The 11701-nt window shown below is 67.2% G+C and carries 10 protein-coding genes; all 10 read right to left on the reverse strand.

The window, feature by feature from the left end:
- Nucleotides 1-171: 171 nt before the first annotated feature.
- Complete coding sequence (locus D2E24_RS06420) at nt 172-1161, reverse strand: restriction endonuclease (RefSeq protein ID WP_241222893.1); 990 nt, start codon at nt 1159-1161, stop codon at nt 172-174.
- A 302-nt stretch (nt 1162-1463) separates the two neighbouring features.
- The gene (locus D2E24_RS06425; RefSeq protein ID WP_125968519.1) at nt 1464-2297 is read right to left on the reverse strand and encodes a DUF1287 domain-containing protein; all 834 of its coding nucleotides are present in this window, start codon (nt 2295-2297) and stop codon (nt 1464-1466) included.
- Between the two features lie 246 nt (nt 2298-2543).
- Nucleotides 2544-2930 (reverse strand): type II toxin-antitoxin system mRNA interferase toxin, RelE/StbE family, encoded by a 387-nt coding sequence (locus D2E24_RS06430; protein ID WP_164521040.1) that lies wholly within the window; start codon nt 2928-2930, stop codon nt 2544-2546.
- On the reverse strand, nt 2923-3126 hold the full coding sequence (locus tag D2E24_RS06435; RefSeq protein ID WP_125968521.1) for a hypothetical protein: 204 nt from the start codon (nt 3124-3126) through the stop codon (nt 2923-2925). Before D2E24_RS06435 ends, D2E24_RS06430 begins: the two co-directional genes overlap by 8 nt.
- Nucleotides 3127-3285: 159 nt before the next feature.
- Nucleotides 3286-3519, reverse strand: coding sequence for a helix-turn-helix domain-containing protein (locus D2E24_RS06440; RefSeq protein WP_125968522.1), 234 nt, complete (start codon nt 3517-3519; stop codon nt 3286-3288).
- A gap of 119 nt (nt 3520-3638) precedes the next feature.
- Nucleotides 3639-4793 (reverse strand): DUF3322 and DUF2220 domain-containing protein, encoded by a 1155-nt coding sequence (locus tag D2E24_RS06445; RefSeq protein WP_125968523.1) that lies wholly within the window; start codon nt 4791-4793, stop codon nt 3639-3641.
- A 67-nt stretch (nt 4794-4860) separates the two neighbouring features.
- Complete coding sequence (locus D2E24_RS06450; RefSeq protein WP_125968524.1) at nt 4861-8478, reverse strand: ATP-binding protein; 3618 nt, start codon at nt 8476-8478, stop codon at nt 4861-4863.
- Nucleotides 8478-9302, reverse strand: a complete 825-nt coding sequence (locus D2E24_RS06455) for a DUF4194 domain-containing protein (protein WP_164521041.1) — start codon at nt 9300-9302, stop codon at nt 8478-8480. The genes D2E24_RS06450 and D2E24_RS06455 overlap by 1 nt, the downstream gene beginning before the upstream one ends.
- Before the next feature lies 1 nt (nt 9303).
- On the reverse strand, nt 9304-10830 hold the full coding sequence (locus D2E24_RS06460; RefSeq protein ID WP_125968526.1) for a DUF3375 family protein: 1527 nt from the start codon (nt 10828-10830) through the stop codon (nt 9304-9306).
- Nucleotides 10831-10886: 56 nt separating this feature from the next.
- Nucleotides 10887-11627, reverse strand: coding sequence for a M15 family metallopeptidase (locus tag D2E24_RS06465; RefSeq protein WP_125968527.1), 741 nt, complete (start codon nt 11625-11627; stop codon nt 10887-10889).
- Nucleotides 11628-11701 lie beyond the last annotated feature (74 nt).

Below are 11701 nucleotides of genomic sequence, written 5' to 3' on the forward strand. Positions count from 1 at the left end.
TTCTCCACGCGCCGCCCCATGCGGCGCACCCGGCTCCCACTGTAGGAACCTCAAGCGCTCGAAGTACAATCCCGGCACGCTCCGTGAGTCGCCTGTCTTCCATGTGGCAGACAGGCGACACCGTCATACTCAGCCCGCACCTAAATCGGACTCGTAGGACCGGATTGGGCGTCACTCGTCGGCGGGCCACCAGATGCGCGTGAGCGGCAAAAGTGCCCTCGTGCCCGGCTCCATCCTGTCATATGCTTCGGTATACAGACGTGCGAAATCGTCTAGGTTCACCAGACGGACGGGAATATTCGCTCGATCCGCTTCATAGCGGGCCTCTCGACTGAATCCTCCGGTGCTCACGTACAATCCACGGTCACCGTCACGGAGTCCGGCCACAAATGCGCGCACCTCCTGAGCACCCATCGAATGCTGCCGATGTTTGACCTCAACGATGATACGGGGAGGTTCCATTCCCAGCGGGTCGGGGCCGGCGATGATGTCACGGCCGCCATCAGCTCCCTTTGGAGTGACGGACGCATGATAGCCGAGCGCCCTGAGAAGTCCCGCGGTCAATAGCTCCATATCGGCCCATCCGAGCTCGCGTATCCGGTCCTTGATACGTTCAATGCCGTCATCGTATGACGCAAATATGGCGTCCGTCATCGCTTCGTCCGAGTCATCTCCGTCTCGGGATTCGGAATCCGCGACCGGTTGCTCCGATTCGAGCTCCTTGAGCACTTCGTCTTTGACTTTGAATATCGTGGTAATGGACCCTAAGGAGTTCTTCGCACTGCCGGACAAATCGTCCCGGTTTTTGTCCGATGTCCACTTGACGGTTCTGACATAGCTTGCGGAGTCGTCGTCCTCGACGGGAACGCAGTCACCCGTTACTTCGCCGATGTGGTATTTACGTTCGGCTGGATCGTACAGCACGATAGTGCTGCCTTCCTTCATATCCTGGGCGAAATGCCAAGACTGGCCAACGGCCGCCCCCACTTGGTTCGAGCTCGCCGACGGCTGCATCTCACGATACGTGTCCTTGAGCTCGTCCCGGGTCATACGGGTTATGTCCTGCCCCTTGTAATCCCATCCGATGCCGATCAGTCCACGGTCCACCCAGTCGGCGGCGTACACGCCGCCCCTTCCGGCCCGAATCATCCAAGCAGTCATCGTCTTGTCCTTTCGTCCTCATCGACCATATCGAATGACTTTGTTTTTCATCATAGAGAACCGCCATTCCCACAGTGCCGGCTCTCGCAATCTGATAATACTCCTTCCTGGTCGTCAATCACTGGAGCGCTTCTGAAGTAGCTTGGTTTTGTTCCATCTCTGCTATGAGACGGAACAAAACCAGGTCACATCAGATTGCCTGCGAATAAATCACCAATCACAAATTGGACGCAGCCTCACGAGACAATGTCTCCAAGTGCGTACCTACGATAGATTCATGACCCATTCAGCGTGGTAACAGGTCACTGCCCCCACGCGCGCAGCACGTCGGCGGGGATACGGGACGCGTCGAACCGGTACCGGCCGGTGACGGTCATGTGGGTATGGAACGCCAGATAGTCGTTCTCGCGATGCTTCTGCCCCATGTTGTGGATGATGTACGGCAGGCCGTCCTCGTCGCGCCGGTCGGACACGACGCCGATGTGCCTCGTATGCTCGAACACGACGATGTCTCCGCCGTTCCAGTCACCCAGATCGGCCGGATCGACCGACGTGGACAACGAGACCGCGTACCGGGAGAGGAACACGTCGAGCACGCCGGTGCGCCGGAAGTCGATGTTCGGATCGGGCGACGACACGACCTGCGCGTACGCGTCCGGATGGGCGGCGATGTCCGAGTCGACCATCGCCTTGAGATCGTATCCGGCGTCGCGCATCGCACGCCACACCACGTCGGTGCACGCACCCCGGTCGTCCGGCGGATACCAGCCCTCGTAGTAGCCGCCGTCGTACGCGGGCATGGTCTGCGCATCCTTGCGAGCGCCGTCGAGGATGTCCGTGTAGTCGTCTACGCCGTCCCCGTCGAAATCGACCGGCGAGACGACCGACGGATACCGTTCGGACGCCTCGTTTTGCGGCATCGTCTCCCCCGCCGGGCGCAGCATCGTCTCGATATGGCCCGCCGCGGCACCCGCGAGCGCCCCGGGTCGCATGCCGTGCGTGTGTTCCCATAGGAGTGTGCCGCCTGCGGCCGTGCCTAGGACGAGGATGGTGGCGGTCAGTGCGGCGACGGCGCGGGTGCGTCGGCGTTGCCGTCGTTGTGCGAGCGCCGTGTGTTGGCTGATGTGTTGTGCCATGTCCGCCTACCCCTCCCGAGGCCTGTCTCATATGTGTGCAGACCTTCTTCTAGACCGCGTTCCATTATGGTCTCGTGTCATGCGCGTCTTCATGAGCGGGGACAATGAGCGCGGTTCCTTCACGCAGATGATGATTTGGGATGATTCTCAAGAATGGGGGTAGGAAACCATTTACGAGCGTTGCCGCTTGCTCTCGTTCTCCTGAGGGTCCAAGAGTTGCCTCGGGTTCGACACAGCAGAAGACAGTCAGTCAAACAGTACTGCTTCGATCCCGCTGTCCGTCATGTCATGCGCGGCCTTTTCCATTGCCTCCCGCTCGGGGTCGGGCCACGCGTCGGCGTCAAACCGGCACGTGTACAATTCCCAATGCGTGCAGATGCGAACGAGGAGGATGCGCATTCCGACCACGCGATATACCAACAGCACGTCGTCTTCCACATGGCATTCCATGTACCCGGTAAGGCATCCGTTGCCGTGGGACAGACGGTGTGGCTCGCATTCATCGGGTACGCCGCCATACTCTGCGAGATGGTTGTCGATCAGGTCTACGACGGAATCGAACAGGTAGGTACGATAACGACGCAACCGCTCCAGGTCCGCGTAGAACCAATCCGTGCCGGCGAACTCAAACACGAGCCGACGCCTTTTCCGCATCCACCTTGTCCGCAACGGCGCGAATCGACGCCATGAAATCGGCTTTCGACCGGTATACGCGGATACCCGTGGGCAGGTCCGTGCCAAGATTGGCCGCTTCGGACAGCTGTGCCACCTTACGAAGACGTGCCGATGCCAGACGCCGTGCCCTACGCTCCATGACGAGTGTCGTCATAACCACCACCTCCTAAACGATTATGTTCAGAGTATCCCATCCTGCTCGGGATACACCACCGTCTCACCTTCGTGAGGACGATCGCGAGTTCAGTAACGTCTCCCACGGCCGGGAGACAGGACCACACACAAGGTGTGGCCATACGACCTTCGCGATAGGTCACGCGTCCGCGTCCATATCGTCCGCGTGACCGCCTTCGGGTTCTAACAGTTTCCTCGGGTTCGACACATGAAGTGCATCGCAGAATTTCAACGCCGTAGCTAAGGACATGCCGTCGATCGCTCGATGACCGCCCTCGTAAGCGGCGATGCGTCCCCGACTCATGCCGGGGATTTTTTTCGCTAGCTGATCCTGTGTCAGACCACGTTTCAATCGAAGTTCCCTAAGGCTCATTAGCCCACCTCCGTAATCTCTTTGCAGGTGGGTTCGATTCTACTCGACGGGTGGGTTCGCAGCCCAGTGAATAAGTGCGGCATCGGCGGGGAGTATTCGGCCGGCCAGTATTCATCTGTTCAGGCCAGTGGGAATCCGAGTGATCGTAGATGGTCGGCTGCGGTTTCGGCGGGTATGCGTTCCTGTTCGAGGCGTGGGTGGCCTCCGTCGGCGCCGGTGCAGAGGAACGTGTAGAGGGCCCGTTCGGCGTCGGTCAGGGAGGTCAGTGGCTTGGGTTCTCTGGGATGGATCGGGTTGCCGTGTTCGTCGACGTCGGTGCCGTAGACGGCGTATGCGTCGTAGGTGGCCCGGTCCATGAGCATGCTGGCGCAGTCGAGGCCGGCGTCGCGCAGCGAGGCGAGGATCTCGAAGCCGCGTGCGTCCAGGTCTCCCCAGTAGACGACGCTGATGGACGGGGCGGCCAGCCATGGCAGGAGCTGAGGGACGAGGACGGCCGCGTTCCCGGAGCCGAACACGCAGATGCCGTGACGGATGGGAGGCATCATCTTCCGGTAGGTGTCCTTGTTTTCCACGATGACCGCGTAGCGGATGCCCGTTGTCGGGTCGTACGACGATGGTTCGACCACCGTCTGGTCTGGTCTTCCGGCCATGGCCGGGTCGAGGAACCGGTAGCGCAGTTCCGCGGGACGTTCCTCCAGTCCCAGATCATCCTTGCCGGTGAGGATCCGTATGGCGTCGAGGCGTGATTTGCGCATGTCGAGCCATTTGGCGCTGAATCCGGGAAGCGGCACCATCCTCGTGGTCCGGCCGGTCGTGTCATGTGCGGCGAAGTAGGCTGCGGCGGTCATCAGCCGGTCGAAGTCCGCGTCGTTCTCGTTCCTGACCATCCGTGCGACACGCGCCGCGACGTCGGCCGGGACGCCGCTCTCGGCCTGGAGCCGGGCGATGCGCGAGCGAGCCGTCCGGTACGCGTCGGCCGTGGCGCGTGGCGCGGCGCGCAGGGCGGCCCGTTCGTCGGGGACGGTGACATGGCCGACGAATTCGACCGGGCAGCCGCCGATGATACGCCTCGTCGCTTGCGCGTCGAGTCCGCAGCGTCCTGCCCACCGGCGGGTGTCCTCGTCGATGTCGAGGAAGCGCGGCGCGTCCGATTCGAGTTCGTCCCGTCGGGGCAGGTTGACGGCGAACGTGCGCGGCCAGCCGGGTTCTACACGGAACATGTCGTATTCCAGCCGTTTGCCGATGAGCGCGGCGAGATCGTGGCGGGTCTTCATCGTCGTCGGAACCTTTCTGCGAGCGCCGCCGGCCGGTGATGATCGGGTCGGCGGCGCTCGCGGTCGTCTATGCGGTGGCGTCCGGCTGGTCCGGCTTGTCCGGGGCGGGCGGCTCCGAGGACGGGATCGGCGGGTTCGGCGCGCCTGTCGCCTCTGCCGTCGGATCGTCGGTCGGCAGGTCCGTCTCGTCCGTCTCGTCGGGTTCGTCGGCGGAGGCGAGTTCGGCTTCGCGGAGGCTGGTGCGGCCGGTGTCGGGGTTCTTCCAGGTGACGTAGGCCTTGGTGGAGATGGCGAGGATTTCGCCGGTCTTGCTTTCGGGGGCGGAGACGATGACCTGGAAGCCGAGTCGGGGCAGGACGCTCAGGGCGCGTTGCGTGTAGCGGCCGTCGGCCTTGATGAGCGCCTCGTCGAGGAACAGGGTGGTGTACGAGGGGCGCAGGCGGCGTTCCATGCCGCCGCCGAGCAGGTAGATGAGGGCGGCGCCGTAGACGAACGAGGTGAGTTCCTGGAGGGCGCCGCCGGAGCGGCCGCCTGTGGAGGTGATGCGTTCGTCGGGCCCGTCCTGGTGGTGGACGGTCGCGTGGAACGTGGATCGGCAGCGTGGGTCGAGGTCGTGTGCGCCGTAGTCGCGGATGCCGCCGGTGTCGCGGATCCGGGCGAGCTGGTCGCGCAGCAGTCCGATCATGGTCGCGCAGGCGGCGAACGTGCGTTTCGACTCCTGCGGGTCGTCCTTGGCGCCGCCGGTGCGCCATGCGGTCAGCCGGTCGACGGCGCGTTGCAGCTGGGTGGCGAACGTGCGGTCGGGGCGTCGGATGTCGGCGTGGATGGACAGGGTGCCGTGGCGGGGGCCGAAGCTCTGGCCGACGAGCATGTGGTTGATGCGTTCCAGCTGGTCGCCGATGCGTCGCGCGTCCTGGTCGATGGCGCGTTTGAGGGTGAGGAATCCTCGGTAGAGGCTGTCGAGGCAGCGCCGGTATTCGCCTGGTCCGGAGGCGACGGCGGTCAGTTGGGTGAGCTGGGCGAGCTCGTCCATGTAGTAGCGGTGGTCGGCGACGCTGGCGGCGAGCGAGTCGTCGTCGGGCGCGTACCGGTCGATGTATTCGCCCATGGCGGTCTCGACGGTGCGTCGCGTCGCGTCGCGGTCCTTGGCGAGCTGGCTGATGCGCGACGTCATGTCGCGGCGCATGCCGTCGATGACGCGCTCCATGAACGGGGTCGCGCCGGGCTGGTCTCCTGCGCCGACGATCATGCGGGCGCGCATGTCGTCGGCGAGCGCCGTGAATCCGTGTTCGTAGGATTCGTCGAGGATGCGGATGATGTCCTCGCCGGGTGCCGGGTCGTCGTGGCCGGGTTCGGTTTGGGGGTGGTCGGTGAGCCATTGGTTGATGGCGGCGATGGTTCTGGCGGCCTGTTCCGTGTCGCGGGAGGCGTCGTAGCGGTCGCGTTGGGCCTGGTCGCGTTCGTGTTCGAGCCGGTCGCGCAGGGTTTCGAGTTCGGCGATCTGCGGGTTGTCGCGGATCTGGTCGATGTCGTGTTCGAGCGTGGCGATGGTCTGTTGCGCGCCGGTTTCGTCGATGTCGGTCCAGTCGGTGTAGGCGATTTCGCGGGCGAGCGCGTCCTGGGCGTCGAGTCGTTCGATGGCGCGTTTCGTCTCGTCGAACGCGGCGAGGGCGTTCTCGTCCGCGGTGCGGGCCTCGCCGATGCGTTCGCGCAGTCCGGCGAGGTAGGTTTCGGTGACGAAGCCGATGATCTGGCGGCGGTCCTTGACGCCGTGTTCGCCGCGACGGTCGGATTTGATCTGTCCGTCGGGCTGCACCTGGCGGTGCGCGTGGTCGGCGTCGTCGATGCGGTCGACGCACAATGCGTCGAGTCGGGGCGTGCGGGTCTGGGCGCGTAGCCATGGGGTGAACGGGGAGTCGTCGCGGAAGCGCAGTTTGGACGACATCCATGTGCCGTCCGCGTCGTCGTGCGCGCCCGTGGCGTCCGTCGCATCCGCCGGGTCGGCGGTGCCTGCGGTGCCTGCGGTGCCTGCGGTGTCGTCGGATACGTCGACGAACCGCCAGGTGCGGCGGGCCATGAGATGCGGGTCGATGCTGCTGACCTTGGCGGCGAAGCCGGGTTCGTGGCGGCGGTCGACGAGGATCGTCTGGGCGATGGGCGCGTAGGCGACGTTCATGGCGAGCCGCCAGCGTTCCTCGCCGTCGCGCACGTCCATGAGCTCGGCCACGTACGGCAGGTCGGCCGCGTCCAGGCCGGTGGCGTGGCAGAGCATCGTGCGCGTCTCGTCCATCTGGCCGGTGATGCGCGTGCGCGCCTCGCGTTGGAGCGCGTAGTCGCGTTCCAACGAGTCGAGGGCGCGTTTCGTGTCCGCGCGATGGGCGGCGGCCTCGTCGCGGCGCGAGTCCAGATCGTCGCGCAGACGCCGGTGGTCGAGCCGGGACTGGACCGCGTCGATGCGCGCCTGCTCCCACGCCTGCGCGTCCCCGGGCATGGGACGGCCGGCCGCCTCATACAGGTCGCGCAGGCGGCCGGCGCGGGAGCGTATGTCGTCCAGGCTGCGGCGGGCCGCGGCGAGGCGTTCGTCGAGGCGTTCCAGACCGGTGTCGAGGCCGCGGATGCGGTCGCGCACGCCGTCGATGCGCGTCTGCAGCGTCTCGCAGCGCAGGGCCGCCCGGCGTTCGTCGGCGGCGCGCCGCTCCTGTTCGCGCCGTTCCTCGGGCAGGCGGCGTTCGACCTCGCCGCGCATGAGCCGCAGCGCGTGCCGGCGGATCGCCCGCATGCCCGCGTCGTCGGCCGGGTCGGCCGGTTCGAGCGTGCGCGCGGCGGCGAGCGCGGTCGCGTACGCGTCGTACGCGTCGCGGATCGTCTCGAGCCGGCCGATGCGGCGCATCTTGTCGTCGATGCTGCGGAAGTTCTCGTCGTAGCGTTCGTAGTCGGCGACGAGGTCGCGGGCCTTGCCGATCGCGTCGGGCACGCCGAGCACGCCCTGTTTGAAGATGTCGTCGAGCCGTGAGGGCGCGTCGGCGGACTGGATGCGGGCCAGGAGCCTACAGGCGTCGGCGCCCAGCCCCATCTCGGCCCAGATGTGCTCGTGGAACGCGTCCGCGTTGGGGAACGTCGTGCACCCGGGGTAGACGGTGCGGATCTGGCCGGGCGTGAACGGCGTATCGCGCAGCGCGTCCATGAGACGCGGGTCGATGGGCCGGTCCCATGCGGCGTACTGGCGGCGCACGTCGCCGCGCCCGTCGCCGGCCATCAGGTACAGGAACTTGGCGCACGACAGGCGACGCCCGTCGGTGTGGTTGACGTACGTGTCGACGATCGCGCCCCACACCGGCTGGGGCGTGCCGTCCGCGCCGCGGCCGCGCAGGTAGATCGGCTCGTCGCCGTCGCCCGTGTCGCCCACGCCGGTCATGCCGCGCAGGTACGTGTAGTCGCTGCGTTCGCTGCGCCCCGAGTTCGACGCCTTGTTGAACGGGGTGCCGGTCGGGTAGAGCAGGGAGATCTGCGCGTCGACGAGCGTGGACTTGCCCGATTCGCTGGCGCCGGCCAGCAGGGTGACGGGCATCGCGCCGTCCATGGACGGGCGGAACTCGTGGTAGCCGTCGTAGGATCCCCAGTTGACCAGACGGCGGCTCTCCAGCATCCACCGGTCGGCGATCATGGTCATGTCGTCGCGTCCCATCAGCGCTCCTCCCCGTATCCCGTGGCGTCGGCGTCCGGCGTCGGGCCGGCCGGACCGTCCGCATCGTCGACGGCGACGCCGTCGGTCCCGTCATCGTCGGCCGCGGCGGCGGCCGTGGCCGTGTCGAGCCATTCGTCGGCCAGCGCGCGGTCGAGCACGACGGGCACGAGCGGCGTGATGCGGTACGTCGTCGCGTCGTCGCCCATGCGCTCCAGATACCCGTACGTCGTCATCGCGGACACGAGCGCGCCGATCTGGCGCGTCGCGCCCTCCTCGTCGTTGCGCGACGCGAGGAACCCGGCGCCGCCGGCCAGCGCGGCGCGGATCTCGTCGAACCCGACGATCCACTCGTCGCGCGCGGCGCGCACGTTCTCGTATTCGAGGACGCGGATGCGCAGGAACGCGAGCAGCGCCGCCTCCTCGCGGCGCAGGCTGGACCGGGTCTTGAGCGCGCGCGACGTGACGTCGGGGCCCGTGGCGGGCGCGGCGACCATGATCCGGTAGCGTTCGTCGACGACCAGGTCGAGCAGGTCGTTGTTGAGCGAACGCGTCACCGCCGTCAGATTGTCCATGGCCAGGTCGTACAGGTCGCCCTCGATGTAGCGTTCGCGTTTGAGCGCGATCGCGGCGATGCGCGCGTCGGCGCCCATGTCGCCCAGATCACCCTCGAACAGCGCATACGGGTTGACGGGCCGCTCCCCCGTCTCCTCCGACGCGCCATCGACGGTATCGCCGGTCTCCCCGATGCCGTCGATGGTTTCGACGCGTTCGCTGCCGGCGTCCGCCCCGTACGGGCCGCCCGTGCCGTTGGTGTCGTCGTCCATGTCACTCCTCCCGTAGGATCGCATCCAGTTCGTCCCGCGTCGCCGTCACGGGCATCGTCAGCCACACGCGCTCCGCACCGTCCTGCGACACGCACCGCCATGCGACGCGCGCACCGTCCTCCCCCACGCCGCCCAGGGCGCCCAGGAAGCCGACCAGTTCGCTCTCGCGGCGCTCGCGCGCCGGCAGCCGGTTGAATCCGGCGGCGATGTCGACCGTCCCGTCCCCGGCCGTCAGCGGGTCGCGGGCGATCAGGGCGATCATGCGGCGCAGCCGCGGGCCGCCGCCCTCGACCAGCGCATGCAGGTCCGGCATGGGCGCCGCGTCGGCCGTCACATCGGCGAGCGCCGGCGGGCTGGTGCGGGTCATGGGGCGTGCGGGCCGGGTGGGCAGGGGCGCCAGCCGCACGTCGCCGGTGCCGGTCGCGTAGGGGCGGTCCGGGTCGCCCGGGTGGCGTCGCGCGTCGTCGCCGAGCGCGGCGTACAGGCGGTTGAGGCGGGTGAGCATCGTGCGGTAGCGGGTGTCGGTCCGTTGGCGTACGAGGCGGCTGACGGCTTCGTCGGATACGCGGATCTGGTCGCGGACCGCTTCGATGCCTTCGTAGATGCGGTCGAGTTCGGCGCGGATCTGGTCGAGCAGCGTGGCCGCCTGCCCGTCCTCGCCGGACAGGTAGGGGGTGCGGGCGATGTCGTGCAGGGCGTCGTCGATCTGGCGTCGGCCTTCGTCGGTGACGATCACCTGGAACGCGTCCTCGAAGCGGCGTCCGCCGTCGGAGCGGGTGAAGGAGCGGTGGTGGTCGTCGAGGTAGGAGGCGAGGATGCGGTCGACGTCCATGTCGGCGGATTGCATGCGGCGGCGCAGCATGTCGCCGTTGTCGCGTTCGGTCAGGACGAGTTCGTGCAGGTCGACGGGGATGCCGCGCAGCGTGTTGTGGATGACGGCGATCACGTCGCCGACCTGGCCGGCGTCGAGCATCGTGTCGGATTCGCCGTCGAGGATGCGGCGGATCTCGTGGCGTCGTTCCTTGATCTCCCGGTTGAGGAGGCGGATGCGTTCGCGCGGGTCGACGGTCAGGCGCATGCGCGCGTGTTCGATCTCCATGATGATGGAGTTGGCCTGGGCGCCCGAGAGGGTCATGGTCTCGTCCTCGAGGCGGTCGAGCGCGTCGATGGCGCGGTGGGCGCGCGTGGTGAGCCGGTACAGGTAGCGGTGGCTGGTCTCGTCGTGCGTGTTGGCGAGCCACGCGTAGTCGCCTTCGCCTTCCCGGGTCAGTTCGGTCACGATCCGGTGGGCGGCCTCCAGGTGGGTTTCGCCGTCGCGCGGCGTGTGGTCGCCGGCAGCGGTGAGGCGTTCGAGGGATCGGGCGAAGCGCTCCTCGAGGGTCTCGCGGGGCATCTGGCCGGTGAGCGGGTCGAACGCGGCGCGCAGCAATGCCACGTACAGGCGTGCGTTGGGTCGTGTCAGCAGGCGCAGCGAGCCGGTCTCGTACACCGGTCGCAGCCGTTCCATCTCGCGGATGACATCGCCCATCGTGTTCCTCGCTTTCCGCATCCAAGGCTAGCAGACGGGCGGGGCCGTGTCGGACGTCACGCCGTGCGTTCCAGCTCCTCGAGGACGAGCCCGTCGTCGTGCAGGCGGGCGGCGAGGTCGGCGCCCACGTACCGGTAGTGGCGGGGGCTCTCGTCCATGCCGGTGAGCTGCTCGCGGCCGTGCGGGTAGCGTTGCGTGAACCCGTGCTCCCAGGCGTGGGCGGCGAGCCATTCGGCGACGCCCTGGCGTGCCTGGGCATCCGTGCCGCGGGCGGTGACATCGACGGCCAGTCCCAGCTCGTGCTCGTTCATGCCGGGCGCGCCGACGGCCCGTTCGGCGGCCTGGAGCGCCTGCTCCTCCTCCATGCCCTGGTTCTCGTTGAGGAACGTGCGGTCGCGTACGATCCGCTCCTGGTCGGCGCGCGTGCGGTAGCCGGCGGTGACCGTCGGGTCGAGGCCGGCCGCGCGCATCGCGTCGAGCATGCGGTTCAGGTCGGGTGCGATGCGCTCGTCGACCCGGATGCCGCCGTCGAGGTCCGTCAGGGCGGGTTCGGGATAGTCGTCGGGGATGCGGTTCCACCGGTTCACCACGATCGCCTCCCATTGGTCGGGCCGGTAGTCGGCCTGCGGCGTGCCGGTCGAGAACGGGCCGATGTCGGCGATGCGGCCCAATGCGAACAGGCCGCCGGCGCCGGCGAGCGCCAGTACGGTCAGGACGGCCAGGAGGATGCGCGCGGCGCGCCATGATGAGCGGACGGTGCGCTCGCGCCGGTAGTCGTCGAAGTTGCCCGTGGTCATGATGCCCTCCTGTGCCGTGTGGGGACGATGACCTGGATCGTGGCAGTCTCGTTCCCTCCCGTGGTTCCAGCGTA

Source organism: Bifidobacterium samirii (assembly GCF_003952945.1).
Classification (GTDB): domain Bacteria; phylum Actinomycetota; class Actinomycetes; order Actinomycetales; family Bifidobacteriaceae; genus Bifidobacterium; species Bifidobacterium samirii.

Excerpts from the sequence above, each read along its gene's own strand:
- D2E24_RS06435 (WP_125968521.1), bottom strand. The coding sequence starts at position 3,126 with ATGACGACACTCGTCATGGAGCGTAGGGCACGGCGTCTGGCATCGGCA.
- D2E24_RS06460 (WP_125968526.1), bottom strand. The coding sequence starts at position 10,830 with ATGGGCGATGTCATCCGCGAGATGGAACGGCTGCGACCGGTGTACGAG.
- D2E24_RS06420 (WP_241222893.1), bottom strand. The coding sequence starts at position 1,161 with ATGACTGCTTGGATGATTCGGGCCGGAAGGGGCGGCGTGTACGCCGCC.
- D2E24_RS06445 (WP_125968523.1), bottom strand. The coding sequence starts at position 4,793 with ATGAAGACCCGCCACGATCTCGCCGCGCTCATCGGCAAACGGCTGGAA.
- D2E24_RS06450 (WP_125968524.1), bottom strand. The coding sequence starts at position 8,478 with ATGGGACGCGACGACATGACCATGATCGCCGACCGGTGGATGCTGGAG.
- D2E24_RS06440 (WP_125968522.1), bottom strand. The coding sequence starts at position 3,519 with ATGAGCCTTAGGGAACTTCGATTGAAACGTGGTCTGACACAGGATCAG.
- D2E24_RS06425 (WP_125968519.1), bottom strand. The coding sequence starts at position 2,297 with ATGGCACAACACATCAGCCAACACACGGCGCTCGCACAACGACGGCAA.
- D2E24_RS06465 (WP_125968527.1), bottom strand. The coding sequence starts at position 11,627 with ATGACCACGGGCAACTTCGACGACTACCGGCGCGAGCGCACCGTCCGC.
- D2E24_RS06455 (WP_164521041.1), bottom strand. The coding sequence starts at position 9,302 with ATGGACGACGACACCAACGGCACGGGCGGCCCGTACGGGGCGGACGCC.